Here is a 26,967-nt window from a genome sequence, read left to right on the forward strand (position 1 = left end):
TTACGATACAGTATGCAGCGCCAGTTTAATCATATCATGAAAAGTCGTTTGACGCTCTTCTGCCGTTGTTTCTTCTCCCGTTAATACGTGATCGCTTACAGTCAGGATAGACAGCGCTTTTTTGCCGTATTTAGCGGCAAGCGTATATAAAGCAGTCGTTTCCATCTCTACGCCGAGGACGCCGTATCTGGCAAGCTTTTCGATTTGGGAGTCTTCATTGTAAAACTGATCGGCGGTGAATACGCTTCCGACCGCTACGGGAAGATTGTTTTTTTGCGCTTCCTGGTACGCTTTATGAAGCAGTTCGAAGTCTGCGCAAGGAGCATAATCTACACTGCCGAAGGCGACACGGTTCATCTGTGAATCCGTTGAAGACGTCATCGCCAAAATCACGTCACGCACCTTCACGTCATTACGGATGGCTCCGCATGAGCCGACTCTGATTAAGTTTTGAACATCATAGCTTTGAATCAGTTCATTCACATAAATAGAGATAGACGGAACACCCATGCCGGTGCCTTGGACTGATACTTTTTTGCCGTTATATGTACCCGTAAATCCGTACATTCCTCTGACTTCATTATAGCATTCCACATTTTCAAGATACGTTTCCGCAATAAATTTCGCTCGGAGCGGATCTCCCGGCAAAAGCACTGTATCCGCAATTTGGCCTTTTTCTGCGTTTATATGTACACTCATTTCCTTTTCCTCCTGCCTATTCAAACTCCCACCCATTGTACACTGAATAACGGTAAGAGACAATCATCAGCATGATCAGGGCGATCTTGGGCAGAATATGCGGGATGACAGCCTAAAGAAAAAGGAGTGAACATAATGGGCAAAAAACAGCGCAACCGGGTGACCGGCCAGAAAAAGAACAATCACGTGCCCGTTTCAGACGTCATTGCAGCTGATGAAGCGCATGGAAAAGAGCATTCCGCCGCTAAACGGAAGCCTTAACACTGTCTTTCCCAGACAATACGGAAGCCGGCTGAAGATTCAGCCGGCCCCGTCTTACCTCGGCTGGACGAGCAGCCGGTTAATTTTGCTCCATCCCGCAGGGTTAAGCCTGTAATAGGTCTTTCCTTTTCTTCCTTCGTCTATGAGTATGACGTCTCCGGTCGCTATGAATCTGGCTTGATAGTCGTTTGGGACCGTATCAGGCACATTAAAAACAGAAAATGCCCTTTCCAGTGCGTCTTGATGATTGTCAGCGGCCAGCTCTGTCCGATAGACGACCCTGTATCCCTTTTTCTCGCCGTAGCGGGGTGTTTGAAAAATCGTCACATCATAGGCACAAGTCTTTTTTTTAAACACGGGCAGCGATAACAGCATCAAGATCCCTCCTTCTTATTTCTTAATAGTATTAGCGTTTTTTCTCAATTTTCCTGTCTCTATTTTTGTCGAAACGGATGATACTTTTCGTCAAAGAGCGCAAAAAGCGAAACGAGGCAAAGTCCGAGACTGAATCCGGCAAGGACATCCGTCGGAAAATGCGCGCCCAAATAAATTCTGCTGAATCCGATCAGAATGACGAGAACTCCGGTAAAGACGGTGACGGCCCTCTTTCTTTTCGTGAAAAACGGAACATGCTTGATCAAAAAGTAAGCGATGACGGGATACATCACTGCCGAATTCATGGAGTGGCCGCTCGGAAAACTGTATGAGGTTTCATGGACGAGCGGTTCAAAAGCGGGTCTGGCTCTTTCAATCAATTCTTTTATTTTTATGTTTACAATCCGTTCAATGAGAAAAAGAAGCGGCAAAAAAACAACATCCGGCGTTTTTTTGTACATATACAGAGCTGCGCCTGTCAAAAGAAGAAGCGGCAAAAGCACCGCGGTCGTGCCGAGCTCCGTTATCCATAACATCAATTCATTCAGCCAGACAGACCTGATCCTGACAGCCGCTTCTATCACACGCTCATCAAAAGCCCGGACCGCTTCTATCCGGATCGCTGCTGCGAGCAAAATAAACAATGTGAAAAGACTTGCTGGCTTGTACAACGTTTTCCCCCCATGTTTCATTCTCCCGAGCTGATTGAAAAAACCGAAGCTTTTTCACTTCGGTTCCGCAGTTTCAGTCTTCATCAAGCTCTTCGTCTATCATACATTTTTCTAATAAATAATCAAAGGTGATGTCGGCTATTTCGAAGATTTCCTCTTCACTCGGTATGTACCCGCGCATAGCAAGCTGACTGTAAAAATAATCAGCTATTTCTTCTGTGTCAATCACAAGATCTATTTCTTTCATGCAAACACCGCCTCCTTTTTTATGTTTTATGAAAAAACCGTTCAAATTATACCCGAAAGTTCTAAACGTTTTGTCCGCTCATATACTTTTAAAAAACAAGCCCCGGAGGGAGAAAAGATGATGACGAAAATGATGGCTTTATTGGACGGAGATGGATTTGATATCGTATTGGAAAAAGTGCTGAAAGGAATGTCGTTTGTCATCTTTGCCGGCTGTCTGCCCTGGTTTTTATATGTCACCGTCCGTTTTTTTGCCGGCTAGCTGAAATGCTCCCGCAGGCTTTCCAGCACAAAATTCATCATATCTTTATATTCTTCGTCACCGAACAAATGATAAAGAATCTTATAATCGTTATAAATATCAAGCAGCTCATCTACAATCGATACCGCCAGCACATGCAGGGCATCGGGATCATCAGCATCGCCTTCAAACTGAAGAAGAGCAGACGCGACGGTATCCTCGCCGATCTCATGAGATGCTTCCCCAACATAGTGGACAAACAGCAGCTGATGCACAAACTGATCCATTTCATATTTTCTCAGAACCAGCGTGAGATCCTCTTCCTCCGTTTCAAGCCACTCTCCGTCTTTCAGCCGAGTCAGCTCATAAATAATATCCTCCCAGCCATCCTCTAAATATCTCCAAATTTCAGTTCTGTGACCGATAACTCGGAATAATTCCTTTCCGTAGTCCTTTACATATACGACATCGCCGATCAAAAATTCATATTCAATATCTAATTTTTCCATATCGACGATCACGCCCTCATAATCTTTATAAAGCTGGATGGACGATTCAAAATAAAGCACTTCATTATGATTGACTTCATAAAGATAATGTTTATCAATTTGATGAACCTTCGTAATGGTGCCGACGGTTCCGTACATCACGACGACCACGATGTCTCCCACTTGAAATTTCGGTTTATCTGGCTTCATGCTGTCTCCCCCTTGCCGCGGACTGTCATACGCTATCGTATGCCGGCCGCCATCATTTCGCATGGGCATGAAAACCACAGGAAATATCTATTTCTGCACCTGTTCAAAATGTCAAAAACCGCAACATGCTTGTGCGTTTTTTCACTTACCGTAACAGAAGCGTCTGATGGCATTGCGCTCTCGATCGAATGAGCAGTAACAAAAAGCGCCTGTTTTGAATGAGTTTTTGTTTATTTCTCCATGACGCAAAGATAAATACCCGGCCCGAAGGCATGTTGACAATATCACCGCCGTGATGTTCAAAATTTGCCGTGAAACACTTCATCGAAGGTGTATGGTGATCCAATTCCGGCTGCATATTCGTAATGGCTTGTTTATCATGAAGAACCAAACTCGTTTCGGCTTTCAATGAAGCCACAACTTCAATCCGCTTCAACCTTGTCACATAAAATCACCTTTTCCGTCCAAACGTCAGTGCTTCACCATAGATCATTTGATTCCTCTCACTTCATTTAAATGTTTGATGATTTCTCCGTGAAAAGAGCTCCTTACACGGAACCCCGCCTGCAGCAGGCCTGATCCGGTGAACTCTGCAGCTATACATTCTATTGCCTTATGATCCGTGCCGTCAGGAAGATTTGTTTACGTGCTGATCAAAACGGACGGCATTGCGGGATTTGATCATACGGCACCTCATAAGCGAGTGATTTCAACAGAAAAAAACCGCACAATGTGCGGTTTTTCGTCAGGCGTGATGCACCTCGGTCTCATATTTTTCCCAAGCTTCATCAAATGTCGACATCGTTTCTAAATAGTCGGCGCTCAGTTCTAAATAAGAACTGAGCTCGTGATAATCGCTTGACGTTTTCGGAAAGCCGTGATCTTCGTATGCCTGATTCGCAAACCGGCTGATTGCGTCCTGCGGTTTGGGATGCCTGTATTTCATCAAATAGTGATAAAAGGATTTCATGGGTTTCCCCTCCTGATGACTGTCTTTTGTTGTACTATTATACAATTCAAGTGTGAAATTACAACAAAAGAAGACTAGGAGAAGTCAAAATAATTCCGTTTCAAGATCCGTTCTGTCCTCATCAGCTCTTGATATGTGAGTGTTTCCGGTAATTTTTTTGCATTGACTAAAAAAAGCTGATTTTCGATTTCCGCTATGACCGCTTCCTCCTGATACGTCATGCCGCAGGAGGAACAGGCGAATGCGGGTGTTTCTGTAATTTCTATGGCTCCCGTACCGTCAGGAAGCTCCCAGTACACAGCCGCCTGACAAGCTGACGCCTTCTGATTGCCGCACCACTCGCATGGCTTCACGGCGACTCACCTCCGACTTCCGATCCTGCTTTTTGCTCTTTCTTTTGCTGTGCAATAAATTTCTTTTCTTTCAATTCATCTCTCTTTTCCCTGCGGTCTTTCAGCGTTTCATGATCAGGGTTTGATGTAAACGTTTTCCTTCTGTCGATTCTCGATACATTTTCCGGTGTGAACGAAACCTCTTTGTCCGCGAAAATGGCGCTCAGTCCGACCGGCTCGCGTTTGGCCATTGTTCCCGGAAAAACAGATTCAAAATAGTCGTCGGCTTGATTCGGGATATAGTTTTCCGGCTCGGGATAAGATGTAATCACCCCTTCGAAGTTTCTGATCACTACTTTCTCCGGACTTTGGGAGAGCAAGTAGTTCGGCTGCAGGGCGATTTTACCGCCTCCGCCCGGGGCGTCGACGACAAAGGTCGGCACGGCAAAGCCTGTTGTGTGGCCTCTCAGCCCTTCAATGATTTCCAATCCTTTTGAAACAGGCGCTCTGAAATGGCCGATTCCCTCTGACAAATCACATTGATAAATATAGTACGGACGCACGCGGATTTTCACTAAATCATGCATGAGTTTTTTCATAATCGGCACCGAATCGTTAATGCCTGCTAAAATAACGGCCTGGTTACCGACCGGAACACCTGCGTTAACGAGCTTTTCACACGCCGCAACCGATTCTTCCGTCAGTTCGATGCTCGTATTAAAATGAGTGTTCAGCCAGACCGGATGATATTTTTTCAAAATCTGACAAAGGTTATCCGTTATCCGCTGCGGAAATACGACGGGCGCTCTCGTTCCGATCCTGATAATTTCAAGGTGGGGAATGTCACGCAGTTTTTTCAAAATATATTCCAGAATCTGATCGTTGATTAAAAGCCCGTCTCCGCCGGAAATCAGGCAGTCACGGATTTCCGGCGTTTCCTGGATGTAAGCGATTGCCGCATCGAGCTGTTTTTTCGGCACCCCCATTCCGATCTGTCCGGAAAAACGCCTTCTGGTGCAGTATCGGCAATACATCGAGCATTGATTTGTCACCAGAAAAAGAACGCGGTCGGGATAGCGGTGCGTAAGACCGGGAACCGGTGAATCTTCATCTTCAAACAGCGGATCTTCAAGGTCATATTTCGTTTTGTGCATTTCTTCTGACAGCGGCACGGACTGCATGCGGATCGGACATCTCGGGTTATCGGGATCCATTAAAGAAGCATAATAAGGCGTAATGTTCAGGGGAATGGTTTTTACAGACATCCTGACGCCTTCTTCTTCCTCTTCGGTCAAATGAATGACTTTTTTCAGGTCATCGACGGTTCTTACAGTATGGGTGAGCTGCCACAGCCAATCATTCCACTTGTCTTCCGGCACATCTTTCCACAATTCAATCTCCTTCCAATGACGCTTCGGCTGAAACCATTTGTTTGTCAAACGAATTCCTCCTTATGAATGGCCAAACGTAAAGTCTTGCACCATATATTCATATTTTCGAGCCCTTCTGAAATGCGGCAGTTGTTCACAAGCCTGCCTCTGTAGCCGTATCCCGCATGATACAAAACGGCGTTCATCCCGTAAGACGCTGCACGGGCCAAGGAAAAAAGATGAATGATTCCCCGGCCAGCGAGTTCCTGCTCCAACGCTTTAAACAAGTGTGCCGTTACGGAGTTCCCCCTGTAATCTGACAGAACCGCGCAATCGGTCATTTCAGCGTGCCCCAATACCGGATTGATATCTGCGCTTGCCGCCCCAATGAGACGATCCTGATCGAATGCGGCATAATAGATGGTGTTTTCTTTCATTGTTTTTTTAATATAAAGGGAATTAAAGACAGGAGTCGGATAGGTAAGAAAAACATGTTTATATAAGTGCGATAAGCAGTCTGCATCATCTTCGTCCGCTTTTCTGAACATCAGCGTGCTTTCTGTTTGAGTCAGTCCCCGCCGCGGTGTCTCATATAAACAGTCAACAGTCGAATCTTCTGATACATATGAATCTGACCGTCTCCGTTCCTCTGATAAATAGCGCACCATCACAACAGCCTCATGCCCGTTGTAATACCCGTCTATGACACCCTCAACAATAAAAAGATGCTTGACAAATTCCGGCTCATCGCCGCGCTTGGCAAAGAAAATCACCTTTTGGGCTCCTTCTTGCTTTGCTTCTGCCAAAACGGCCGGTATAAGCGCCGTGATCTGTCCGTCATAACGAATGACCCTGATCCGCTCATTGAAACGGTCTGCATCAATCTCGGCCGCTCCGCTTTCAGCCCTCAGTTCCTTTATCAGCTCCGTCACCCCCATCTGCCACCCCGCACCATTCCATGATAAAAAGAGAAATGATTTTGACGGCATCGATTAACGCCCGGACTTCAATGTATTCATTCGCCTGATGCGCCGCCTTGACTTCTCCCGGACCGAAGACGATGACCGGTGTCTGTCCCGCGTGCTGCAAAAGCCCTCCGTCCGTTCCCCACGGGGACGCTTCACGAACTGGTTTTGCCCCTTTCATTTTCTCAAAAGAAGATTCCAGAGCGGAAATCAGCGGATGCTCATCCGGGAGATCATTCGGAAGCCACTGAGCTCCAAACCATTCTATTTCCGCGGGGTGGTGTTTAAACCATTCATCCCGGTACTCCAAATCTTTCAGCCAGCTTGCCAGCTCTTCTTTTACTGCTTCGGGCGTTTCATCCGGCGCTATTCCGCACCTGCCTTCTATCACCACACGGTCAGCTACCGATGATGGCCACGTTCCCCCTTGGACGGTGCCGATATTAATGGGAACCGGAATCGGAACGTCCCGATAAAGCGGGTCTGTGATACGGGCGTTGCGGACGTGTTCAAGCTCTTTAAGGGCTGTGATGACATGCAGGCTTTTTTCAATGGCGCTCACCCCTTCATAGCGGGTGCCGCCGTGTGCGGACAATCCTCTTACCGTAATGCGGAACCACATAGACCCTTGCTGCTTAACAAACAGCTTTAAATTAGTCGGTTCGGGAATAAGCGCCCCGTCAGCCTTGTAGCCCCTCATAACAGCCGCCAGTGTTCCCGCGCCGCCGCACTCTTCATCTACGACACTTTGAAACAGAACATCTCCTTTTAACGTAATCCCGCAGGCTTCAAGCGCTTCTAACGCAAACAAGAGGGCTGTATTGCCGCCCTTCATATCCGTTGAACCGCGTCCGTAAACTTTGCCGTCCTTTTCAACAGCGGTAAACGGTTCATACGTCCATGCGGCGGGATTTCCTTCCGGGACAACATCAATATGTCCGTTCAGTATCAGTGATCTTCCGCCCCCGGCCCCTTTCTTTACGGCTGTGATATTCGGGCTTTCATGGAAGTCTTCGCGTTCCGATACAAAATAAGGATGCTCTTTCAACTGTTTGACACTCGGCTCCCAGACATCAATATCCATGTCAAACTGTCTCAGTTTTTCTAAAACGACTGCCTGTGCGTTAAATTCATGGCCGAACGTGCTTTTTTCCCCGATCAGCCGTTTCAGCAGGCTCACCGCTTTTGCTGTGTTTTCTTCCGCCCACTCAGTGACTTTCTTTTCTAATTGATCCATGGACAGACCCCCTTTTAAGAAAACATTCTCCCAATCTGATTTCGGCATCCGTTGTTTGAATGACATCGTCTATGGTCGTGCCATTCAGCAGTTCCTCAAGAACAAAAGCTCCCTCATCTATGCTGATGACGGCTTTCTCTGTAATGATGAGATCTGCACAGCCCGCTGCTGTAAGCGGCAATGAACAGCTTTCGACCAGCTTCGGCCGGCCTTTCTGATCGGTGTGGCTCATGACGACAACCACTTTTTTCGCGCCTTGGGCAAGCTCCATCGCCCCGCCCATTCCGGGCACTTTTTTCCCCGGCACGAGCCAATTGGCGAGATCACCTGTCCTGCTGACTTGGAGCGCGCCTAAAATGGTAATATCTATCAGCCCTTTTCTGATCATGGCAAAAGACAGAGCTGAATCAAAATAGGAAGCACCCTTAACTGTACTGACAGGAAATCCGGCCGCATTGCATAAAAGCTCATCCTCCTCTCCGCGCTCCGGACTACCGCCGATCCCGAGGACGCCGTTTTCCGCCTGCAGCATTACCTCCATGCCGGCCGGCAGAAAGTCCGGCACTAAAGAAGGAATGCCGATCCCCAGGTTGACAATCATACCTGAGGTAATTTCACTGGCGGCCCGCCTCGCGATACTCTCTCTTTCCGCTATTCCCAAGCCCATCTCCACTTCACTCCTTCACTTTGCACGACACCCTCTACGAAAACGCCCGGCGTTACAATATGCTCGCTGTCAAGTTCGCCGGCAGGCACAATCTCTGCCGCCTCAGCAAATGTTCTTTCGGCCGCAGCAGCCATCAGTGGGTTCATGTTGCGCGCCGTTTTGTCAAACGTCAGATTTCCGAATTCATCTGCAATATGCGCGGACACAAAAGCGAAATCAGCCGTCAGCGCTTTTTCAACTAAATAGGACTTTCCGTCAATCGTTACGGTTTCTTTGTTTTCACAAACGGTTGCGTTATCAATGCCGATATCAGTTAAAATACCGCCTAGCCCCGCTCCGCCTGCGCGAATCCGTTCAGCAAGCGTCCCTTGCGGCGAAAATTCCACCTCAAGCGCTCCGTCAGTCATTTGTCTGCCTGCGACAGGATTTGAACCGATATGGGAAGCGATCAGCCTTTTTACCCGCTTATGAACGATAAGCGGGCCGATACCGATTTCCGGAAATCCGGCATCATTGCAGATGACGGTCAATTCTTTAACGCCGCTTTCCAAAATCGCTTCGATTAATGACGGAGGTGAACCCACTCCTCCAAAACCGCCGAACATGATGACAGATTCGTCCTTGACATCGGCAATTGCTTCATGAATATCGATTTTTTTATGAAAAATAGACATATCAGCTCAATCCTTCTTCATCATTTTTTCAGCTTCTTCTGCGGACTGGGAAAATAGATCTGACAGCTCATCCAGCTCCGCATATGAAATCGTGAATGGCGGGGCGATGATGACGGCGTCTCCTTCTCCGCTGTCAATACCGGGCTTTGCAGGGTAAATAAGCAGGCCCCGTTTTTTTGCCGCTTTAATGATTTTTTCGGTGAAGGCCTGTTTTTTCGAAAAAACGTCCTTCGTCGTTTTATCCTTAACGAATTCAACCCCGATCAGGAGGCCTTTACCGCGGACATCCCCGATCACCCCGCTGCGGTCTTTGATTTCTTCTAATTTCCGCTTCAGCATTACGCCTTTTTCCTCTGACTGCCGAAGCAGCTCGTGTTTCTTGACATAGCGAAGCACTTCAAGCGCCGCTCTTGCACAGTATGGGTTGGCACTGTACGTATGTCCGCTCATAATGACCCCGGAGCCCCGCTTGATCGTTTCAATGATGTCATCAGACGCAACAGCTGCCGCAATCGGAGCGTAACCGGCGCCTAACCCTTTTCCGAGCACCGCGATATCAGGGGCGATCCCCCAATGCTCAGAAGCAAGCATCCGCCCTGTTCTCCCGAGCCCCGTCATGACTTCATCCGCAATAAACAAAATACCGTGCCTGCGGCAGACAACCTCAAGCGCTTCATAATAACCTGCCGGCGGAGTGATGGCCGCCCCGGCTGCTCCGACAATCGGCTCTGCGACAAAACCCGCGATAAATGAGGAACCGATCCGCTGAACAGCCGTTTCCAGTTCAGCCGCCGCAGCTTTCACAAATTCCTCTCCCTTCAGCTCTGAACGATACATATTAGGCGCTGAAACGGCCGGAAACCGTTCAAGCAGCTGGGTGAAGCGGTATCTCCGTTCGTAGAACCCCGATAATGAAAGCGCTCCCAAAGTAATGCCGTGGTAACTGCCCCATCTTGATAGAAAGACGGATTTTTGGTATTGCCCTTTTTCCTGCCAATATTGAACGGCTATTTTCATCGCTGTTTCGACTGCCTCTGAGCCGCTGTTTACAAAAAATGACCAATTCAGCCCGCCCGGCAGATGATCGGCCAGAAATAAAGCCAGTTCTTCTGCCGGAGTACTGGTGAATTGCGAGCGATACACAAACGAAACGGAGTCAAGCTGCTCTTTTAAAGCTTGTATAATATCCTCCGTGCCGTGACCGATATTGCAAGTGACCGCCCCCGATGCTCCGTCAAGATACTTGTTCCCCTCCTGATCATACACATATGATCCCTTTCCATGACTGACTGACGGATAATTTGCGTCAAGCTCCGGTTTGATTAAATAGCTCCCCATATCTTTCCACCTCGAAAACCCATTTGCTTCATTGTATGAACAGATGAATAACCGCATTCTTTCCTTCAAAAAGTTTTTTGCAGAAAATACCTTTCTGTAAAACAGGCTGCCGGAGATGTCCCGACAGCCTGAAGAGCGTTCTGGAAATTCTATTACTACTGTTGATTTTATTCTTTCTTCGGTTCTGCTATTTATCTGCTCAGCTTATCATCACATCATTTTTGATCTGAATCAGTATAAGCAGAAGGCGGAAAATTCCCGTCTTCTTTACTGTATGGGAATCAATATTTCACACAAATGATGATTCACCTTTTGTAAAGTATACCTTTCGATAATGGGCTGTTCTCTGATTGATAAATTATTTTTTTCGATCTCAGAAAAAACAGTGTTCCAAAATCCGCTGACTGCCTCTTTTGTATGATCAAGCAAGAAAACAGCGTACTTCCCTCCGGAAAATGTACCGATCCGGGCTGGTTCAGGCACATGGTCTTGATTGATAACAAGACAAACATCATAGCGGCATTTCTCTTTAGGAGTACGATTCGGATGATCTTGCGGAATTCACAAAATGACAGAATGATCAAGCAGGCCATTCAATTGCGCCCAGTTTTCAAATGACTCCATCAGTTCTTTGTTTTGCTTTCCGCCATACTCTCCGACGTTTCGGAAATAAGCAATTCTGGATTCGGGTAATTCTTCAATCGTTATGTTCACATTTTCTCCCCCTTCTCCAGAAAGGCAATATGTATTAAAATGTTTTTCAAGCTGATTTTTCAGCATGGAAATAACAAAAAGCCTGCAGAAAGTGATGTTCTCTGCAGGCTGATTTTCATTATAGGATTTTTTTCAGTCTAACAAATAAAAGCCGCACCGACGATGATTAATAAAATAAACAATACAACGATCAGCACAAAAGTGCTGGTTCCGCCTCCGCAGCCGCCGTGCCCGTAACCATAGCCAAAACTGCCGCAACCGTAGCCATATCCGTATCCGTACATACGCAAATCATCCTTTCTTCTTACGATATACGGCATTGTATGCGGGCCAACTCCCAATTGGTTTATGCGAATGCCCAACTATGTAAGAAAATAATGAAAAATTGTATGCACGCGCCGAAATCTTTTGAAACCGAGTTTTTCATAAAAGCGGTTTACACCGTCCATCCCGGACGTCACAAGGTATACGGTTTCCATGCCGTTCAGCTTTGCCGCCGCCATCAGCTCATTCATCAATATCGATCCGTAGCCTTTTCGTTGGAATTGATCCAGAATTGCGACTTCTTCTATTTTTGCGGTTTTATCTGCTTTGTTGATGAAAAGCTCTCCGCAGCCGATCGGAATCGTTTGCGAGGCGTCGCTGTAGCACACGACAAGCATAACCGTTCCGTCCTTATACAAAGGATATTTCCGCTCAAGCTTTTGTTCGGCCGCCGCCTCGCCAATGTAAAGGGCATCATAGATGTTCATAATAGACGACCCGTCGGCGAGGCTTTTTTCCGTCCCCCAAGCAGTGAGCGGGTGTCCTGCCTGCAGGTCCCCATTTGCCAGTTTCCTTGCAAAAAACAGCTCATCTTCCACTACGCAGCCCTGCTTTACCAGAGTTTGTTTCAGAAGAAGCGGAAATGCGTGCTCCGGAGACGCTTTCACATGAATATAATTGGCTTGAAGCATGCCCGGAACGGACGAAAAAAACGGCAGCAGTTTGTCTAACGGAAATGTACGGTGCAGCTGAACAAAGTTATGCGAAAAAATCTGCGGCAAAAAAGGGTCCGTATATACACTGAAATGCTCGAACCTCTGAATGCCGGAAGTAAGCTCTATATACTGCTTCTCGGTTTTATCAAATTGATCGGTCATAAAAGCTCTCCTTTTCCTTACACATCCGACTGCATCTCTCAACCTTTTGTTATATTGAGATTTCTTATAATTTCATCGTACACCGGATAGAACGGCATTCCAATTGGTAATTGTTTAAATTGTTGAAAGGAAATGGGTATCGCCTTCTGATTCGCAAAAAAGCGTTTCGCTACGTCATGACTGATCGGATGGAGAACCCCTCTCAAATAAACATAAAATTTCCGTTCAATGCGAAACAGCATTCTCCCGGGCAGATGTTGAATACAGCCCGCTGTCCCCCGGCTGATCGGCGGACCGTCCGGAAGCGATTGTATTTCGGCCCGTTCTAAAGCCGGAATGTCATGCCGTTTAAATCGGTAAAAGCGAAATGCGCTATGATCAACCAGCCTTTTCTCCCCGTCTTCTATAAAATAAACATGAAACTGATCCCTGACGAGCTGAAAATTCGGAATACTGGCGGAGTCCTCTTCCTCATATTGAAATAAAAACGGATCCGGAATGACGACGGTTCGGCCTTCATATAACGTATGCCAGCGCTCGTTTACAGGCTTCCTTTTATTTCGGTCAAGCTGATATACTTTCTGATCCGTCCCCTTTACAAAGGATCCGTCGATCAGGACAGACGGAAGCGATTGATACGTGTTCTGAAATGAGTGGGGTGTTTTATAGGTCGTATCCAACACTTCTTTTATCGGCAGAAATGATGTAAATGTGTTGAGCCTGCTCCAAAAAACAGAGTCTCCGTGATTCCAATGGATAACATCTTCGTCCCAAAAGCTGCCGAACTTCTCTTTCACACGCTCAAGCAATGATCTCCGGTGCATCACTGAACAGTGATCAACGAGAAAAGCGGCCTGATCAAGCACCTCTTCAGCGAAACGATAGAAGTGGAATTGTTCTGTTCCGCGCCCGTTTACATGTATCACCTTCTGGCTGGAATAGACGGCATCAAACTCGCTGCATTGATTAAGCGCTTCCGCCATGCGGCTGAGCCTATTCGGATGAAATACGGTGTCGTCTGTCAAATAAGTGATGTATTCGCCTTCGGCCCGTGAAAGCGCATCATTAATCAAAACGGCATACCGGGTCGACTTCAGCCGTTCGGCCGGATTGATAAAACTGTTGTCATAATATATGCGATGATCTTTTATATACGTACTGATGGCAGCCGAGGTTTCTTCATTTGAATGATCATCCATCACAAACAGCTCCCAATTGCTGTAGGTCTGATGCAAAACACTTTCAATCGCCTGTTTCACAAGATCCGGTTTGTTGTAACTCGTTAAGATAATTGAGATCTTCTTTTCCATCCCATCACCCCTTCTGTAAAACGTAAAAAACGGCTCCGAAAGAGACAGAGCCTGATATCCGTTATTAAAAAGCACCCCAGCTGACGATGCTTGAAATCGCGACGTTTGATCTCGTATTATTGAGCGGATTTTGAAAAACGGCCAAATCTGACAGCACTTCTTTGACAATTACGTTCTGCAGTGTGCTGCCGTTAATCAGATTGACGCGCGGTACAGGAACCCCAAGCTCTTTTGCCATTATAAGCTGACGCCGCAAATCTGAATGATCTCCGGACGGCTGATGAGATAACAAAAGAAGAAGAAGCAGTACGAGCTGAAATTCCTCCTCAAAACCCCCGTGTTTTACAGTTTCTCCTGAATCCAAAATATTCCTCTCCTTCATTTTTTTAATCTATACAACGTATGTCATACTCTTACAATCCGCATAGGCAAACAAAGCCTGATTCGAAAATTCAGCTGTTTGATTAAATATTGAAAAAAACACAAGCAAAACGGCATTCGACTTATACCAATCTCTTCAATCAGGAATATGAATAAACGTGAGGTTGAAATTGTTAAAGGAGGTGTATGTCCGCATGAGCGAGGATCGTTTGGAGCTTAAAAAGAACTTATTGAAAACTCTTTTAGCCCCTGTATTTGACAACAGCGCTTTATCTGGCGGCACAGATGGAGGAGATAACGTGAAAAACAGCGTAAAAGAATTATTGGAATCGGCAATTGATGCAAAAGTAGATGAAGCAGCGGCGAAAGACAGTCTCAGCGCACAATCAGTATTGGGAAGCGGTATTTCATTAGCGGCGAGATGGATTTTTGCAAGAATTCAGCCCGGCACTGTCATCAGCATTGTAATGGATTCAGGAGACATGATCGGCCCGGTTCAATTTGTTTCCTTTGACGAAATTCACGGAATCGTTTTTGTTACGCAGGAAAATTCCGTTACACCGGCAGGCTCTGCTACAACATTGCTTGACGTCGACAAAGTTGAAAGTGTCACGTTCACTTCGTAACAGCATATGAACGTTTTATATATCCGTTCAGGATATAAAGGCATATACACGTATTTTGACCGCTGGATCGAGGAAGGCTTTTTACAGTCTTCCGTCCGCTTTTTTTCTGTTTCTGAGTTTGAGGAAGATACCATCCGCAGTATACGGGCATTCAAACCAGACATCAGTCTGATGATGACGGGAGACCGTATTCCGTCTGAATGGCTTCAATGGCTGAAGACAGAACAGATTCCCGTTTATCTATGGATGACGGAGGATCCTTTTTATTTCGATGTGAGCATGACAATCGCCCCGCTTGCCGATGCCGTTTTAACGATAGAACAAAACGCGCTTGATGCTTACCGGCAAATGGGCTTACAGCACGTATATTATGTCCCGATCCCCGTTAATCAGCGGCTTTTTAAGAAACAACCTGCTGAAGCCTCTCTTCACACAAATCTGCTTCTGATCGGATACCCGTATCCGAACCGCGTTGAACTGGTGAAAGCAACGGCGAAGCTTCCGTATACGCTTCGTATTATCGGGAAGGGATGGCGCAGACATCTGCCTAAAAAAATCGCCAGGCAGCAAAATGTGCTCGTAATGGATGAATGGATTGAACCCGAACATGCCGCATTATATTACAACAGCGCAGACGTGGTCTTAAACCCTCACCGTTCTTATCGGTTTGCGCTCAATCAGAACGGACGCGGCATCGAAAATACCAGTTTAAATACGAGAAGCTTAGACATTGCGGCTTGTCAGGCCTTTCAGCTGACAGACCTTTCTCCCGCGCCCCCGTTTTCATCATTTGTTTCTTACAGCGGGTTTGCGGATTTTGCGGATAAGATCCATTTTTATATGACAAACCCGGGTGAACGTAAACAAATCGCGGCGCTTAATTATCAAGAGACAGTACCGGCGTACACGTATGACCGGCTGCCGGCTGTGCTTACGGCTATCCGTTCCAAGACTTTCTCATGAAACGCTCTTCACATCAAAAAGCAGCTTGGATAAGCTGCTTTTTTCATGTTTATTTTCCGCTTCTGTCAGTCAGTTTTCTCGGGTCAACCTGTTTATTGACCTGCGGATGAAAGCCGATTTTATCAGCGATTCTTTCCCATGGCACCATTTTAAAATTTTGATTGGCCTTTTGGCCGTGATCTATATTCTCTCCGTCCTGTGCGACAAAAAGGCCGAACGGATACTCAGGCCCCAGCCCGAAACCCAGAACGTCAATTCCGTCTGTATCGCTTGTGCCGTCTGTTTCAGGCCCGTCTGTTATCTGAAAGTCCGCAACATATTTGTTCTGTCCCTGTCTTTCATAAATCGCGTAGCTGCTGTTACCCTGGCTTGAGGCAAGCAGATAACCTTTCCCGTCAGCAGCGTAGTAAATCGTCAGTCCTTCAATATCAGGGGTTAAATGCCTGCCGTCGGCACGATCGATAACCGTTCCGTTACTGCCGCCGTCCGGCTCAGCACTGAACTTCCAGATGGCCTCATCTTCTTCTGCGATATAAAGACTGCCGTATTCATCGTCTGCTGCCATTCCTTCTGTCTGAGAATTCATTTTAAACGCCCTTACCTTTTTGCCGGATATGTATCCATTTTTATCCGCATTTAATTCGTATTGTTCAAATTCGCCTTCTTTCCCTGTCACCATCGCGTAATATTTTCCTGTTTTTTGACTGTGGTACAAGCTGAAACCGTATACTTCATCAATTGCTGATGCAATCGGGCGGTCTGGATCCGTAATGCTTTGTAATGTGCCGTTTTTCCCGTCAATGGCGTAAATCTCAATGGTATTCTTTCCTTCAGACCGATTGGATGCCGCCGCAATATCGACTTTTTTTCCGTTCAACGGAAAATCATAGCGGATATCAACATTGTTCAGCTTCCCGGTATGATAGGAATGAAGCATCTTTCCCTCTAGGCTGTACACGACTAAGCCTGATTTTTTATTGGTTGTGATCAATTTGCTGTTCTGAGGATTCTTGGGGTCCAGCCAAATCGCAGGATCATCAGCTGCATCACCGGCTGTATCAACAGGCTCCGTTTCCGCCGCCGCATTCACGGTAAAATGATAAGGATCAGACAGCTTATGTTTGGCCTGGGAAGAAACCGCACCGCATGTGAGCATCAATCCGGCTGCCGCGGTTAACAAAAGTGTTTTTGAATGATTCATTTTCCATCCTCCTTTTATGAACGTGCAATTTAATTGTAAAATACATACAGGAAGTTCAGTGTTAAGTTTTTGTGAAGATTGTCCGCATGTGAGAATTTATGGAGAGAAAAAATTGACGTGGACAAATATTTAAAATGAATATTTAGTACAATGTTTTATTTGTGATTTCTATTCTATTAATCGGGTAACGCGATATGAAAGCGCATCAGATTAATGTTTTTCTCTAATTTTTGATTTATTGGTTTCTTTCATTAACTCGCTGAAATTGTTCAACATATGATGCATGGTAGAGAAACGAGAGTTGGAGGATAAGCCATGCCTAAACAGCAAGCAGTAGAGCTACAACCGTTTTTTCACGATAAAACTGTTCTCGTCACAGGCGGAACAGGATCAATCGGAAGCCAAATAGTAAAACGCCTTTTGCTCTTAACCCCTAAAGAAGTCATTGTGTTCAGCAAAGATGACAGCAAACAATATGTGATGAAACAAAAATACGCGGATGAACAAAGACTGTCGTTTGTGCTCGGCGATGTTCGTGACTACAGAAGAGTCAACCAAGTGATGAAAGGTGTTGATATTGTCTTTCACACAGCTGCGCTGAAGCAGGTTCCGACATGTGAGGATAATCCCTTTGAAGCCATTCAAACCAACCTTATCGGCGGACAAAATGTCGCAGAAGCCGCTTTGCTGCAAGAAGTGACGCATGTGATTAATATCAGTACCGATAAAGCCGTTTATTAAGATACTTACCACAAACAAATCAAAAAAAGAAGCTTACTCTGCACTCCTTTCCAAAGCAGCCTCCAATAAATGCTGAGCAAATTGTTTATAAAATTCATCTAAGTCATTACTCGCTTCATCCTGTTCTATATAGCGGATACTGTAATTATCTTTATGGACAACCTTTATTGTTTTCTTCTTTAATTCCTCATAACGTTGGTAAGGTTCCAAAACTACACCCCCGCTTTCACAGGAGTATTATATGTATGTAATGGTTCGTCTCTTGACTGTTCTTTCTTTATCAAAGCCTCGCAAGCTTGTTCAAATGTATGATCCAGCGTTCAGTACCGATCTCTTCGCATATGAATATGAGAATGCTGGCTTTATTCAAGGTGCCCAGTAATTCAAAATGTGTTCTTGACATATGCCTTCTCTGCACCTGAGTCAACAATCGTCAAATAAATCCCGGGGCAGGAATAAGCCACCGCGAATGAAGAATGACGTGAGGTTTGAAGACATTATTTCGGTTCAATATGCCGCTTCAGTTTTGCAGCGGTATTTCTGAGAATTAAAGAATAGGTACTAAATCCTTTCAAACTTTGAGATATTTGTTTTTAGCGGTGAAGATTCATTTAATTTTTTATACCAAATACGAATTTTTTGTCCTTTGCTTAAGTCATCTTTATTGTTAAGCTGACTAAGTCCCAGTAAAACTATATCCGATCTATACTTTTTAATAATCTCTTTTTCACTAAGATTTTCATAGTCTTTAACATCAGCTTTTTCATTAGGTATGAGAATTGCTTGATTCTCTCCTTTTAAAATGACATAGCCGACCATAGTTTGCTCAGCCTCCATAAAATGTTTGTTATGTTGGTTTTGACACCCTAATGTTATACATAACAAAATTAACAGCATTATAAACACTCTATACAAGTTCAAACCGCCCTTCTTGCATATTTGTAACAAGAGTAAAACACTGTTTTAGGAAATGACAGACTAAAACGACTCATTCTTATGGAACACGGCGAGGTCTTCACCAACATAGAACCGCACAATTGCATCATGAAATATTCAATTGGCTGATCAACCACAACACCTTCTTTAAGCGGTCTAATGTGGAATACGTGTAAGGAGGCGGTTTATTTGAAAAACGATCAGAAAATAACACTTGACTCTTCTTTTGCGTTATCCACTCTTATTGTCTTACTTATTGCATTGTACCCGTCCTATTCTTCTTGGTTTGTCACAATATTCTTTTTAGGATTTGCACTAATATACACATTTGAAAAAAGAGCAAATCTTCAAAACTAATTGCTATTATCTCTTATCCATTATTTATTGTTGCGTTTGTTTACAGCATAATAAACAGCATGTAATAATCCTCCCACCTAAGGCAGGATTATTTTTATCACATTGCAGCAGCTTTTGAGCCGCCTTTGTCTGTGATGTTAAAGCTGTCACTCCCGATTTTTTCTTTCGATCCTTATCTTCATAAATCGTTACATGGTCTTTTGTCATTAAAATTGCCACTGCCATCTTACATTCCTGCCTATCCTTAAAGTAAACAATTTTACATTCACCTAGAATGATCATTATTAGCTAATCCGGCTAATCAGATGACCAGCCCCCTGTAGGCAAATTAAAAGCAAATCCTAATGTTTAAACGACAGTAGCAGTTGAGTATTTGTCAAAGTTGATCGTAGACGTTGCTTTCAGTATCATTCCAAGTCTGAGTTATCTCTTTCGCCTTAACTCCTGCCCCAAAATCATAAAGCAAACCACTCTTCAGCAGAATTCCAAAAATTCCAATTTTACCAATGTTGTTTCTCAAACCTAATTCTCCCTCTGAGTGTTTTAATAATATTACACTCAGACGTTACCCTGAAAATATTCATAAAACCATATTGTATTTAATTTTTCCTGGACTGCAAATAAATCAGAAAGCTTTCTTTCTGATACTTTGATATCAATTTTATATAAGGTATCAAACAATTGTTTGATAGCTCGTCTTACTGGTGCTTGCTATATCAAGATTCCTTCTTTTCATGCTGCTCTTTTCCTTGGCCTCAATTCTTTAAAATTACGATTTTAAGTTAACTTTAAACTGCATTATGTTGAGAATATCACCTTTAATTGGTAAGCTGACACCAGATCATACTTATCCAATGAAGGTGAAATCATGAATAAAATAATCGGAATGACCGGATTAATTATCTCCTTACTTGTGCAAGGGTTTTCAGCAAGTGATTCATTGACTCATAAGATCGCCATGGCTTGTCTATTTTTGTTCTTATTGGTTTATAATTTTAACCATACTAAGGAGTTCTCTAAAAAGTCTCTCGCTATTATAGGCGCTTCCTTTGTTGTGCTGATGCTTGGAATTTATCAATTGCTCTTTTTTACTGAGGATTACTTTGAAAGGCACGGTTTGAATTTTGGGTTTATCCTCTTACTTGAAATTGTTTTAGTTATTGCATTAGTGACTGCTGCGCTGAGTTTAATTAAGCATATTGCAGACCGCTTAAGGAAAACACCTGATGGTAAAGAGCGTTGACTCTTTGCCTTTTTTTAGCTAACCACTTCTTTTTATGCCGTCTTTCTATGTACAAAATCAAACACAATATCGACTTTTGCCGGCTCTCTTCTGTCAAATGATGAATTGACTTCAGGCATTCCATCTTAACGGACTCTTCATCATTTTTTACCATAATTTCTCAAACAATTACCTTTTTTGACAATTTGCAAAAGATCAAGCGCACTGCTCTCTTTTAAGAGCTCTACATTTCTAATAGCAAGATTGGATATTGTTTGTTAATACACTCGGCCCCAACTTTTGTGTCTTAGAATTTGAAAGGCGTACTTGCACTTTAACATTTGTCATTTCAGCTGATATAGAATCAATCCTTCCAGCCCAATTAGGGCTCTCTTCCTCGGGAGTCGGATATAGTTTAAATCGCCAACTGATCTCCCCTGTTTTGAAGGCAAATCCTTCATAACCGTCGTAGCTTCCATAAGAAGATGGCTGAGGAAGGTGGACAGCAAGAATACTTATATTCGTTCTTGCAGCACTTGGCGGGTATAACTGCACTTTATAGATTAGTGCCGCACCCTTCGCATTTTTCAATTTTTGATTCACCGGTTCGAGTACTGCACTACAAGGCATTGGACTTGCTTTTATTTGAGTTGGAGAGACAATAACAGCAGCCAATAAAGGTATAACCAAGATAAATCGTTTCATCTAAATCCCCTCACATTTTTTTGTTAATTTCCCTTACTCCCGCCTTGAATATTCATCACTTTTGAATGGTTAGCTTCATTAAAAAGGCAGTACTGGAGCTACTAACGCTGCCGGTGAAGATGGAAAATCAGCATATGAATTAGCCGTTCAACAAGCAGAACATTAGATGAGTGGCTTGCCTCACTGAACGCAACAGCAAACTGATCATGTACCCTTCTCTAACGAGGGGGGTTCTATCGCATTCCACACCGAATTGAGAAATTAAGAAAAAACACCCTTCCCAACATATTACATTATGATAAAATATTACATAATCAGACGGAATACTAGGAGGTTGATTTTTTTGGAGCAATTGATCTCTTCTTCAAAGGTTGGCTTAAAAATCAATGAATGGTACAAATATATAAGATTATTCAGTGTTGCAGATGCAGAAATTCTAAAGGGTGAAGTTGAACAAGAAATAGAGCATATGGAAGAAGATCAAGATTTATTGTTGTACTACTCGCTCATGTGTTTTCGACATCAATTAATGCTTGATTACCTTGAACCAAAAACCATGAATGAAGAACGACCTAAAATTTCAGACTTATCAGAAGAGATCGAAAGTAAACAAAGCGATCTAAAAGGAATTCTTGAATATTATTTTAACTTTTTTCATGGGATGTATGAATTTGAACAGTACGAATATCTTAAAGCAATAAGTTTTTACAACCGAGCTGAAAAGAAGATATCTATTGTCCCCGATGAAATAGAGCGAGCTGAATTTCACTATAAAGTTGCTGAAGTGTACTATCACATGAAGCAAACCCACATGTCTATGCATCATATTGTTCAAGCAATAGAAACCTACAAAGCACACGAGACATACTCAATAAGAGTAATCCAATGTTCATTCGTCATCGGTCTGAATTATTTAGACATGGAGTATCCAGAAAAAGCAATACCGCATTTCATGAATGCATTAAAACAAGCACAAGAAATTGATATGCCACGGTTAATAGGACCTTCTTTGTACAATCTCGGTTTATGCTCATTTACAACAGGACATATGGAGAAGGCATTGGAGTATTTTAAAGAAGGCGTCTCAATTTATCAAAGTAATTCTCTTCACAATTCTAGCCGACTGCTTGACATACTTCTAATGTTGGCAAAAACGCACTTTAAATTATTCAACACGGTTGATGGAAAACAGGTTTGTGAACAAGGTCTTATGCTGTCAAAGGAGTTGAACGATGACGTATTAGGAAAAATGTTTGATTTTCTTATGGGTTTATTCGTTGAGAATGACAAAGAACGACTTTTTAAAATCTTAGATTACTTAGAATCAAAAGCTATGCTTTCAGATGTGGAAGACCTAGCGACTGATGCAGCAATGTATTATAATGTAAATGAAGACCATAAAGTAGCTACAGCCTTTTATGAGAAAGTGCTTTATGCCCAAAAACAAATTCAGAGAGGGGATTGTCTTTATGAAATTTAAATTTGCATCGGCTTTTATCTTTTTGGTTATCTTACTTGGGCTTGTTGGACATTATCTTCTTGACGGCCACAAAGTTTTTAAAGAAGCCCGAAGAGGCCACACAGCCAGTATCCATATCGCGCTTGATCACCATAATGACTTCTCAGCGGAACGCCGAGGGCAAACCGCATAAATGTTTTGGCACTCCCGCATAGGGGGTGTTTTTTTATGATCTGTGTTCACCTGTAGAGCTCTATGCAATGCTGTCCTTCATAGTAAAACAGGTAAGCCTTATTCATAGCTGCAACCAAAAAAAGCACAAATAAATAGTATTGCTCTAATCTTGTGTGGCAATCATACAAAAACACAAAAGGAACCGACCTAGACAGTAATGGAGGCGCACTTTTCACACCTGCAGATATTGACCGCTCATCAAAAACTGTCTGCTCCTAATCATTTACTTTGCAGATTTATTCTGCAAGTGTCTTTTTATTGTATATAAAAGATAAGGAGCGTTATATGAAAAAGTCTTATGTTTTATATGGGATTTCAGGAGTTCTAATTGGTGCAATAGTTATATTGTTGATCAATGCATTCTTTATAAATAAAGGTGAACACTCTGTACGTACTTCTAAAATTAATCCAACCGAGGATAAAATCTTTTTTATCTATTCAAATCCACTCATCAAGAAAAGCGTACTCATATCCACATCCCAAGGAGAAAAATTCAATAAACGATACTTTAAGGTACCGGATATACCATATATCCAGAAAAAAACCCCCTCTTCAGACGATATCGTCTTGTTAGCTGAACATGAACCATATTATTACACATTAAAAAACAACACCATTAAAGAACATAAATTATCCAATCCATTTGCTTTTTGGTATCAAGGAGAAGATATTTCTGTAAAAGCCTATAATGTCGACACCAATGGAAATGAACTGAAAGTAAATGATAAAAAGTTCAATAAAAAATATAGCCTGACTTTGCCTACCCTCGTAACCATGGGAGGAAGCGATGATAATGATAAGTATATTTACGTCATTCAAGGAATGTCTTTGTACGTCATTGATAGAAAAACAGAAGAGATTATTAAAACGATTGGATTAGCTTCCTATGGAGATGTATTTGATCACTCTGAAAAATATGTTGTGGCTAGCTCAGAACATGAACTAACTGTAATCGAAAAAGGATCATGGAAAGCAAAATTCATAAAATATCCTGATGATCTCGAACAAGCGGACGCTATGTATTACGACAAAAAAAGCGGTAAATTTTACGTTACATATATTAACAAATTCGGATAAACCTGCTTACTTGAGTACGATAAAGATTTTTCTTTTGAAAAATTCGATTTAAAATTTCCGTATTATGAATGCAAAGTTTAAAGATCAAAAACTTTATGTGATTTCACAAGAGGAAAACAAAAAAGGCATTGGCGGCTATATGGGGATTTTTGATATCCGTACTAAAAAGAAATTTAATGAATTTGATTTGCCTAAAAAGAAACAAAAGTGCAGGACTTTATGGTTTTAGATTAAACATCAAGAATGAGTTGCAAAGCAAAAGCCCCTTCCTGAATAGGGGCTTTAATTTTAAATTAAATAGATGTTTTATACGCGTTAATGGCTTGATTTCTCAAAAGCATATTATCTCTCGTCACCATTCCAAGATTGTATGCTTGTTTGATGATATCCAGCACTTGATTATCAGTTTCAGTTACAGCTCGTCCCCCAGTTATTCTGGACTTCCAGTAATCAAACTGGTGATTTAATTCCGAACTGCTTTTAAGGTTTTTATTATCAACTACTTTGCCATTCTCCAGCGCTTCTTTGAATTCATTAAAACCAATTGAACATTGCTGATTCGAACTAATTCCTGCACCTTCTGTCGCTAAACTGCAAAACGCTAAAAACTTCGGATCTTTCGTGATATTGTAAGAGTTATTTAGACCTTCCATAGCATTCACCCTCTCTCAAATTTTGACGGGGTGTGACCAACACCATGCTCTTTTTATTTTATGCATTTCTTATTAAAAAGATACACTATAACCAGTTTGTATTTTACAGTTTGATTATAACAGATCAAATGAAACCATTGGAAGATTTACAAAAAATTTGTTTTTTGGATAAAAACATTTTTTATAGATTACACAAGTGTAATACTTTTGCTTAAGTGTCCCAGTCTTCATCCTCAATCCAGTCGTCTTTCGCTTCTTCTAGTTCCTCTATTAAAAACTCTAGGAATGTGCTACTAACTTGTTTACCATATCCCTCTTGGTTATCCCAAAGAATGACGGGGCATTCACTATTTTTCATCTTGTTAGTATCAAGACAATAAGAAAATTCATCTACATATTCGATAACTACGAGACCATCGGAAAGGTTATAATACTTTTTATATTCATTGGTCTGCTCGACAACTTCAGCACCGTGAGAGTCATAACCGAGTATCATAGTCCCGTATGCTCCCCCTGAACCATACTCAGTCAAAAACCATTTATAGCTGCCTGGAAGGGTTACATTGAGATCCTCTTCTATTTCTTTAATCTGATCTTCAGTAACACCTCCTGTGAGAATTGAATTTTCTTTATTTTCATTGAAGAAAGTTTTCACTTTTGAATAATCCATTAAACCTTCACCTCATTATTTTTGGTTCTCAAATTGCTGAGCTCTCCATCTCCAATACTTTCTTCTGAAACTTTTATATTGTTTATCAAGTACTGGGTCATTTCTAAAACTCTGTCCATTCCCTTTCAAACCATGTAAAACATCACTGTACTTATTATGCCAGCTTTCAGGTATCTCGAGCATATTTCCAGGTTCTTCTTGAATCAAGTGATGCAAATTAATTTGGGTTCCATCTTTTGCAAACGGAGCGTTACCATTTTTCATCAGTTGAAGATTCGTAAGGCCTTTCCGATTTTTTTGATTAAGATCAATATCTTTCATTGTATATACCCTACGGCTTACATCTCTAGGCTGTCCTTTAACTTTTACCTTACCGTCTATTTCGTATGCTTCATATTTTTCTTTATTTAACCAAGGGACATTCACTTTCTGGCCTGTAAATGGCTTTCTTGTTTCATCTAATTTCTTTGCATTAATAAAAAGTTCATTTTTAAGGTTTTGGCTGTCAACCACATTGTATGGTACGTCACCCGACAGAGCAAGATCATACTTAGAGTTATAAGGAAGCAAATCTGCAATCTTAACGTCTTTAATTTTCTTCCCTGCCTGTCCTGCTTTGTTTATGACCTTCCCCGCCGCATCTGCTTTGTTAACGGCTCCTGCGCCTTTCGTTCCGACGACAGCCACAGCTGCTGAACCAATTGCATATGTCACCCATCTTGATCTGGAGTAAGCATCTCCGTTCACCATATCTTTTTGATACGATTCCTCGATTGCTGCTGAAACAGCATCATATGTTTTAACTGGATGAAGTACTGCGTTTCCCAGTGCTGACAAGGTTTCTCCCGGATCGGTTATGAAGTCCCATAGACCGGTTACCGTGTCTTTCCCGACATCATATAAACCAACGCCGGCTCCTTTTAATATATCCCAAGTCACTTCTCCGGCTTCTTCCAGCTGTTTTGCTTGTTCAAGCTGAATGACATATTGCTGCTGGGAAGGTTCAAGGCTTTCATAGCCGATCTTCTTCGCAATTTCCAAATATTCATCCGGATCAGTTACAACGTCAGCGAGCTTTTTCTTCAGATTCTTGATTTCCTGCTCTTTCGCCTCTTTCTTCTTAACCGTCAAATAAGCATCTGAATGTCTTGCAATCTCGCCTTTTTTCTTATGTATATCGCTTTCCTTGTACGCCTTGGCGTTATAGTGAAGTGGTGTTGCGTTTTTCCCTTTACCCGTGGCATTTTGGAGCTGTTGAAAGTCGGCTTGGATGAAATGCTCGTTCGCTTCGGTTTCTGCATATTCTTTCGTTAGATCATGATCAAGCTTGCCGAGCTTATGTATGGCCTCATCCCGTTTTTTATCTGCTGAATCCAGCTTTTGATCGACATCTTCTGTCGAGAAAACTTCTAGTTGAATGATATCACTGATTTCATCAAGGATACCTTTCATTTCATTGCGCTGCTCCTGCATGATGGCTTGTGATTTATTCTTCGCATGAATCAGCTCATGTTCTAAAAATGACTCTTCCACAAACGAATCGGTCAATCCGGCATCAGCTACTTTTCCTGAAATGCTGTTAAGAAAAGCAATCTTCATATCGATCAAATCAAGCCAGCTGTCTGTGACACTAGCGTGATCTTGGAAAAAAGCTTTAATGTTGTCAGCGCCTTTGCCTGAAAACTCATTGTCATCTAAGTCAGCCATTTCCTGAAAAGCTTTCCTGAGATTGATAAATTGTTCTCTAATCTGATCGTATTCTTTCGCCCGCTTTTCCGCCGCTGAAATGAACGAGGCTGCTTCAAATACTTTCATAGCTGTCTCCTTCCCAC

General features: G+C 42.9%; 35 protein-coding genes and 3 pseudogenes. 10 read left to right on the forward strand and 28 right to left on the reverse strand.

What is annotated here, in order from left to right; genetic code table 11:
- On the reverse strand, positions 1–699 hold the full coding sequence (gene deoD, locus OWN49_RS13665) for a purine-nucleoside phosphorylase (RefSeq protein ID WP_003153702.1): 699 nt from the start codon (positions 697–699) through the stop codon (positions 1–3).
- Between the two features lie 135 nt (positions 700–834).
- On the opposite strand from deoD, the gene OWN49_RS13670 reads away from it, so the two are divergent.
- On the forward strand, positions 835–960 hold the full coding sequence (locus OWN49_RS13670) for a hypothetical protein (protein WP_003153701.1): 126 nt from the start codon (positions 835–837) through the stop codon (positions 958–960).
- A 54-nt stretch (positions 961–1,014) separates the two neighbouring features.
- On the opposite strand, the gene OWN49_RS13675 is transcribed toward OWN49_RS13670, so the two are convergent.
- The 3 genes from OWN49_RS13675 to OWN49_RS13685 all read right to left on the reverse strand — a co-directional run bounded on the left by OWN49_RS13675 (position 1,015) and on the right by OWN49_RS13685 (position 2,253).
- Positions 1,015–1,335 carry a YodL domain-containing protein gene (locus tag OWN49_RS13675; RefSeq protein WP_003153700.1) on the reverse strand — a complete coding sequence of 107 codons (321 nt, stop codon included), beginning with the start codon at positions 1,333–1,335 and terminating at the stop codon, positions 1,015–1,017.
- Between the two features lie 59 nt (positions 1,336–1,394).
- Positions 1,395–2,006 carry a phosphatase PAP2 family protein gene (locus tag OWN49_RS13680; protein ID WP_077722470.1) on the reverse strand — a complete coding sequence of 204 codons (612 nt, stop codon included), beginning with the start codon at positions 2,004–2,006 and terminating at the stop codon, positions 1,395–1,397.
- A 73-nt stretch (positions 2,007–2,079) separates the two neighbouring features.
- The gene (locus OWN49_RS13685; protein ID WP_003153696.1) at positions 2,080–2,253 is read right to left on the reverse strand and encodes a YozD family protein; all 174 of its coding nucleotides are present in this window, start codon (positions 2,251–2,253) and stop codon (positions 2,080–2,082) included.
- Positions 2,254–2,370: 117 nt separating this feature from the next.
- On the opposite strand from OWN49_RS13685, the gene OWN49_RS13690 reads away from it, so the two are divergent.
- Positions 2,371–2,514, forward strand: a complete 144-nt coding sequence (locus OWN49_RS13690; protein ID WP_012117771.1) for a hypothetical protein — start codon at positions 2,371–2,373, stop codon at positions 2,512–2,514.
- Here OWN49_RS13690 and OWN49_RS13695 read toward each other — a convergent pair.
- From OWN49_RS13695 to cgeC, 15 genes and pseudogenes are all read right to left on the reverse strand, one after another.
- Positions 2,511–3,191 (reverse strand): hypothetical protein, encoded by a 681-nt coding sequence (locus OWN49_RS13695; RefSeq protein WP_003153690.1) that lies wholly within the window; start codon positions 3,189–3,191, stop codon positions 2,511–2,513. The two genes, OWN49_RS13690 and OWN49_RS13695, sit on opposite strands and share 4 nt — an antisense overlap.
- 145 nt (positions 3,192–3,336) lie before the next feature.
- Complete coding sequence (locus OWN49_RS13700; RefSeq protein WP_245133882.1) at positions 3,337–3,636, reverse strand: glyoxalase; 300 nt, start codon at positions 3,634–3,636, stop codon at positions 3,337–3,339.
- Positions 3,637–3,936: 300 nt separating this feature from the next.
- Positions 3,937–4,161 (reverse strand): YozE family protein, encoded by a 225-nt coding sequence (locus tag OWN49_RS13705; RefSeq protein WP_016936640.1) that lies wholly within the window; start codon positions 4,159–4,161, stop codon positions 3,937–3,939.
- A 74-nt stretch (positions 4,162–4,235) separates the two neighbouring features.
- Positions 4,236–4,514, reverse strand: a complete 279-nt coding sequence (locus OWN49_RS13710; RefSeq protein ID WP_176283381.1) for a YokU family protein — start codon at positions 4,512–4,514, stop codon at positions 4,236–4,238.
- Positions 4,511–5,932: a lysine 2,3-aminomutase gene (gene ablA, locus OWN49_RS13715; protein WP_176283382.1), complete on the reverse strand. Its 1,422-nt coding sequence runs from the start codon at positions 5,930–5,932 to the stop codon at positions 4,511–4,513. Before ablA ends, OWN49_RS13710 begins: the two co-directional genes overlap by 4 nt.
- The gene (ablB, locus tag OWN49_RS13720) at positions 5,929–6,801 is read right to left on the reverse strand and encodes a putative beta-lysine N-acetyltransferase (RefSeq protein WP_217904183.1); all 873 of its coding nucleotides are present in this window, start codon (positions 6,799–6,801) and stop codon (positions 5,929–5,931) included. The genes ablA and ablB overlap by 4 nt, the downstream gene beginning before the upstream one ends.
- A complete protein-coding gene (locus OWN49_RS13725; protein ID WP_003153675.1) occupies positions 6,764–8,065 on the reverse strand; it encodes a peptidase in 1,302 nt (433 codons plus the stop codon). The genes ablB and OWN49_RS13725 overlap by 38 nt, the downstream gene beginning before the upstream one ends.
- A complete protein-coding gene (locus OWN49_RS13730; protein ID WP_003153674.1) occupies positions 8,037–8,732 on the reverse strand; it encodes a 3-oxoacid CoA-transferase subunit B in 696 nt (231 codons plus the stop codon). Before OWN49_RS13730 ends, OWN49_RS13725 begins: the two co-directional genes overlap by 29 nt.
- Positions 8,717–9,406, reverse strand: coding sequence for a CoA transferase subunit A (locus OWN49_RS13735; protein WP_003153673.1), 690 nt, complete (start codon positions 9,404–9,406; stop codon positions 8,717–8,719). Before OWN49_RS13735 ends, OWN49_RS13730 begins: the two co-directional genes overlap by 16 nt.
- A 6-nt stretch (positions 9,407–9,412) precedes the next feature.
- A complete protein-coding gene (locus OWN49_RS13740) occupies positions 9,413–10,744 on the reverse strand; it encodes an aspartate aminotransferase family protein (RefSeq protein ID WP_003153672.1) in 1,332 nt (443 codons plus the stop codon).
- Between the two features lie 267 nt (positions 10,745–11,011).
- Positions 11,012–11,458: pseudogene (locus OWN49_RS13745) on the reverse strand (AraC family transcriptional regulator).
- A gap of 137 nt (positions 11,459–11,595) precedes the next feature.
- The gene (locus OWN49_RS13750) at positions 11,596–11,742 is read right to left on the reverse strand and encodes a YjcZ family sporulation protein (protein ID WP_014418145.1); all 147 of its coding nucleotides are present in this window, start codon (positions 11,740–11,742) and stop codon (positions 11,596–11,598) included.
- 78 nt (positions 11,743–11,820) lie between these two features.
- Positions 11,821–12,600 carry a GNAT family N-acetyltransferase gene (locus tag OWN49_RS13755; protein ID WP_063636667.1) on the reverse strand — a complete coding sequence of 260 codons (780 nt, stop codon included), beginning with the start codon at positions 12,598–12,600 and terminating at the stop codon, positions 11,821–11,823.
- 38 nt (positions 12,601–12,638) lie between these two features.
- Positions 12,639–13,910 carry a glycosyltransferase family 2 protein gene (locus OWN49_RS13760; protein WP_077722477.1) on the reverse strand — a complete coding sequence of 424 codons (1,272 nt, stop codon included), beginning with the start codon at positions 13,908–13,910 and terminating at the stop codon, positions 12,639–12,641.
- A gap of 64 nt (positions 13,911–13,974) precedes the next feature.
- Positions 13,975–14,274, reverse strand: a complete 300-nt coding sequence (cgeC, locus tag OWN49_RS13765) for a spore maturation protein CgeC (protein WP_079891442.1) — start codon at positions 14,272–14,274, stop codon at positions 13,975–13,977.
- 211 nt (positions 14,275–14,485) lie between these two features.
- Here cgeC and OWN49_RS13770 point away from each other — a divergent pair, with 211 nt between their 5' ends.
- On the forward strand, positions 14,486–14,917 hold the full coding sequence (locus tag OWN49_RS13770; RefSeq protein ID WP_003153666.1) for a hypothetical protein: 432 nt from the start codon (positions 14,486–14,488) through the stop codon (positions 14,915–14,917).
- 6 nt (positions 14,918–14,923) lie between these two features.
- Positions 14,924–15,880, forward strand: coding sequence for a CgeB family protein (locus OWN49_RS13775; protein WP_003153665.1), 957 nt, complete (start codon positions 14,924–14,926; stop codon positions 15,878–15,880).
- A gap of 49 nt (positions 15,881–15,929) precedes the next feature.
- Here the strand turns inward: OWN49_RS13775 and phyC are convergent, their stop codons facing one another.
- Positions 15,930–17,081 carry a 3-phytase gene (gene phyC, locus OWN49_RS13780; protein ID WP_031379004.1) on the reverse strand — a complete coding sequence of 384 codons (1,152 nt, stop codon included), beginning with the start codon at positions 17,079–17,081 and terminating at the stop codon, positions 15,930–15,932.
- Positions 17,082–17,396: 315 nt separating this feature from the next.
- Here phyC and OWN49_RS13785 point away from each other — a divergent pair, with 315 nt between their 5' ends.
- On the forward strand, positions 17,397–17,822 hold the full coding sequence (locus tag OWN49_RS13785) for an SDR family NAD(P)-dependent oxidoreductase (RefSeq protein WP_003153663.1): 426 nt from the start codon (positions 17,397–17,399) through the stop codon (positions 17,820–17,822).
- A gap of 33 nt (positions 17,823–17,855) precedes the next feature.
- On the opposite strand, the gene sprB is transcribed toward OWN49_RS13785, so the two are convergent.
- Complete coding sequence (gene sprB, locus OWN49_RS13790; protein ID WP_003153662.1) at positions 17,856–18,032, reverse strand: recombination directionality factor SprB; 177 nt, start codon at positions 18,030–18,032, stop codon at positions 17,856–17,858.
- Between the two features lie 351 nt (positions 18,033–18,383).
- Positions 18,384–18,641 carry a DUF3221 domain-containing protein gene (locus tag OWN49_RS13795; protein ID WP_232213467.1) on the reverse strand — a complete coding sequence of 86 codons (258 nt, stop codon included), beginning with the start codon at positions 18,639–18,641 and terminating at the stop codon, positions 18,384–18,386.
- Positions 18,642–18,947: 306 nt separating this feature from the next.
- Here OWN49_RS13795 and OWN49_RS13800 point away from each other — a divergent pair.
- Positions 18,948–19,180: pseudogene (locus OWN49_RS13800) on the forward strand (hypothetical protein).
- Here the strand turns inward: OWN49_RS13800 and OWN49_RS13805 are convergent.
- A complete protein-coding gene (locus tag OWN49_RS13805) occupies positions 19,140–19,340 on the reverse strand; it encodes a hypothetical protein (protein ID WP_003153660.1) in 201 nt (66 codons plus the stop codon). The pseudogene OWN49_RS13800 and the gene OWN49_RS13805 sit on opposite strands and share 41 nt — an antisense overlap.
- 151 nt (positions 19,341–19,491) lie before the next feature.
- The gene (locus tag OWN49_RS13810) at positions 19,492–19,635 is read right to left on the reverse strand and encodes a hypothetical protein (RefSeq protein ID WP_229873573.1); all 144 of its coding nucleotides are present in this window, start codon (positions 19,633–19,635) and stop codon (positions 19,492–19,494) included.
- A 348-nt stretch (positions 19,636–19,983) separates the two neighbouring features.
- On the opposite strand from OWN49_RS13810, the gene OWN49_RS13815 reads away from it, so the two are divergent.
- On the forward strand, positions 19,984–20,358 hold the full coding sequence (locus OWN49_RS13815; RefSeq protein WP_048367415.1) for a YoqO family protein: 375 nt from the start codon (positions 19,984–19,986) through the stop codon (positions 20,356–20,358).
- Positions 20,359–20,589: 231 nt separating this feature from the next.
- On the opposite strand, the gene OWN49_RS13820 is transcribed toward OWN49_RS13815, so the two are convergent.
- A complete protein-coding gene (locus OWN49_RS13820; RefSeq protein WP_077722479.1) occupies positions 20,590–21,042 on the reverse strand; it encodes a hypothetical protein in 453 nt (150 codons plus the stop codon).
- 343 nt (positions 21,043–21,385) lie between these two features.
- Here OWN49_RS13820 and OWN49_RS13825 point away from each other — a divergent pair, with 343 nt between their 5' ends.
- The 3 genes and pseudogenes from OWN49_RS13825 (at position 21,386) to OWN49_RS13835 (ending at position 24,046) form a co-directional block, all read left to right on the forward strand.
- The gene (locus OWN49_RS13825; RefSeq protein ID WP_265958217.1) at positions 21,386–22,522 is read left to right on the forward strand and encodes a Rap family tetratricopeptide repeat protein; all 1,137 of its coding nucleotides are present in this window, start codon (positions 21,386–21,388) and stop codon (positions 22,520–22,522) included.
- Positions 22,512–22,694, forward strand: coding sequence for a hypothetical protein (locus OWN49_RS13830; RefSeq protein WP_003153655.1), 183 nt, complete (start codon positions 22,512–22,514; stop codon positions 22,692–22,694). Before OWN49_RS13825 ends, OWN49_RS13830 begins: the two co-directional genes overlap by 11 nt.
- Before the next feature lie 326 nt (positions 22,695–23,020).
- A pseudogene (locus OWN49_RS13835) lies at positions 23,021–24,046 on the forward strand (hypothetical protein).
- Between the two features lie 59 nt (positions 24,047–24,105).
- Here the strand turns inward: OWN49_RS13835 and OWN49_RS13840 are convergent.
- From OWN49_RS13840 to OWN49_RS13850, 3 genes are all read right to left on the reverse strand, one after another.
- Entirely contained in the window at positions 24,106–24,465 is a 360-nt protein-coding gene (locus OWN49_RS13840) for a hypothetical protein (protein WP_003153654.1), read from the reverse strand.
- Positions 24,466–24,676: 211 nt separating this feature from the next.
- The gene (locus tag OWN49_RS13845) at positions 24,677–25,135 is read right to left on the reverse strand and encodes an SMI1/KNR4 family protein (protein WP_048367419.1); all 459 of its coding nucleotides are present in this window, start codon (positions 25,133–25,135) and stop codon (positions 24,677–24,679) included.
- A gap of 15 nt (positions 25,136–25,150) precedes the next feature.
- Positions 25,151–26,950: a T7SS effector LXG polymorphic toxin gene (locus OWN49_RS13850; protein WP_077722481.1), complete on the reverse strand. Its 1,800-nt coding sequence runs from the start codon at positions 26,948–26,950 to the stop codon at positions 25,151–25,153.
- Positions 26,951–26,967: the final 17 nt, after the last annotated feature.

Source organism: Bacillus sp. NEAU-242-2, from assembly GCF_027853835.1.
Classification (GTDB): Bacteria; Bacillota; Bacilli; order Bacillales; family Bacillaceae; genus Bacillus; species Bacillus velezensis.

Excerpts from the sequence above, each read along its gene's own strand:
- deoD (WP_003153702.1), bottom strand. The coding sequence starts at position 699 with ATGAGTGTACATATAAACGCAGAAAAAGGCCAAATTGCGGATACAGTG.
- OWN49_RS13670 (WP_003153701.1), top strand. The coding sequence starts at position 835 with ATGGGCAAAAAACAGCGCAACCGGGTGACCGGCCAGAAAAAGAACAAT.
- OWN49_RS13675 (WP_003153700.1), bottom strand. The coding sequence starts at position 1,335 with ATGCTGTTATCGCTGCCCGTGTTTAAAAAAAAGACTTGTGCCTATGAT.
- OWN49_RS13685 (WP_003153696.1), bottom strand. The coding sequence starts at position 2,253 with ATGAAAGAAATAGATCTTGTGATTGACACAGAAGAAATAGCTGATTAT.
- OWN49_RS13690 (WP_012117771.1), top strand. The coding sequence starts at position 2,371 with ATGATGACGAAAATGATGGCTTTATTGGACGGAGATGGATTTGATATC.
- OWN49_RS13695 (WP_003153690.1), bottom strand. The coding sequence starts at position 3,191 with ATGAAGCCAGATAAACCGAAATTTCAAGTGGGAGACATCGTGGTCGTC.
- OWN49_RS13705 (WP_016936640.1), bottom strand. The coding sequence starts at position 4,161 with ATGAAATCCTTTTATCACTATTTGATGAAATACAGGCATCCCAAACCG.
- ablB (WP_217904183.1), bottom strand. The coding sequence starts at position 6,801 with ATGGGGGTGACGGAGCTGATAAAGGAACTGAGGGCTGAAAGCGGAGCG.
- OWN49_RS13725 (WP_003153675.1), bottom strand. The coding sequence starts at position 8,065 with ATGGATCAATTAGAAAAGAAAGTCACTGAGTGGGCGGAAGAAAACACA.
- OWN49_RS13730 (WP_003153674.1), bottom strand. The coding sequence starts at position 8,732 with ATGGGCTTGGGAATAGCGGAAAGAGAGAGTATCGCGAGGCGGGCCGCC.
- OWN49_RS13735 (WP_003153673.1), bottom strand. The coding sequence starts at position 9,406 with ATGTCTATTTTTCATAAAAAAATCGATATTCATGAAGCAATTGCCGAT.
- OWN49_RS13740 (WP_003153672.1), bottom strand. The coding sequence starts at position 10,744 with ATGGGGAGCTATTTAATCAAACCGGAGCTTGACGCAAATTATCCGTCA.
- OWN49_RS13750 (WP_014418145.1), bottom strand. The coding sequence starts at position 11,742 with ATGTACGGATACGGATATGGCTACGGTTGCGGCAGTTTTGGCTATGGT.
- OWN49_RS13755 (WP_063636667.1), bottom strand. The coding sequence starts at position 12,600 with ATGACCGATCAATTTGATAAAACCGAGAAGCAGTATATAGAGCTTACT.
- OWN49_RS13760 (WP_077722477.1), bottom strand. The coding sequence starts at position 13,910 with ATGGAAAAGAAGATCTCAATTATCTTAACGAGTTACAACAAACCGGAT.
- OWN49_RS13770 (WP_003153666.1), top strand. The coding sequence starts at position 14,486 with ATGAGCGAGGATCGTTTGGAGCTTAAAAAGAACTTATTGAAAACTCTT.
- OWN49_RS13775 (WP_003153665.1), top strand. The coding sequence starts at position 14,924 with ATGAACGTTTTATATATCCGTTCAGGATATAAAGGCATATACACGTAT.
- phyC (WP_031379004.1), bottom strand. The coding sequence starts at position 17,081 with ATGAATCATTCAAAAACACTTTTGTTAACCGCGGCAGCCGGATTGATG.
- OWN49_RS13785 (WP_003153663.1), top strand. The coding sequence starts at position 17,397 with ATGCCTAAACAGCAAGCAGTAGAGCTACAACCGTTTTTTCACGATAAA.
- OWN49_RS13795 (WP_232213467.1), bottom strand. The coding sequence starts at position 18,641 with ATGGTCGGCTATGTCATTTTAAAAGGAGAGAATCAAGCAATTCTCATA.
- OWN49_RS13805 (WP_003153660.1), bottom strand. The coding sequence starts at position 19,340 with ATGGCAGTGGCAATTTTAATGACAAAAGACCATGTAACGATTTATGAA.
- OWN49_RS13815 (WP_048367415.1), top strand. The coding sequence starts at position 19,984 with ATGAATAAAATAATCGGAATGACCGGATTAATTATCTCCTTACTTGTG.
- OWN49_RS13820 (WP_077722479.1), bottom strand. The coding sequence starts at position 21,042 with ATGAAACGATTTATCTTGGTTATACCTTTATTGGCTGCTGTTATTGTC.
- OWN49_RS13830 (WP_003153655.1), top strand. The coding sequence starts at position 22,512 with ATGAAATTTAAATTTGCATCGGCTTTTATCTTTTTGGTTATCTTACTT.
- OWN49_RS13840 (WP_003153654.1), bottom strand. The coding sequence starts at position 24,465 with ATGGAAGGTCTAAATAACTCTTACAATATCACGAAAGATCCGAAGTTT.
- OWN49_RS13845 (WP_048367419.1), bottom strand. The coding sequence starts at position 25,135 with ATGGATTATTCAAAAGTGAAAACTTTCTTCAATGAAAATAAAGAAAAT.
- OWN49_RS13850 (WP_077722481.1), bottom strand. The coding sequence starts at position 26,950 with ATGAAAGTATTTGAAGCAGCCTCGTTCATTTCAGCGGCGGAAAAGCGG.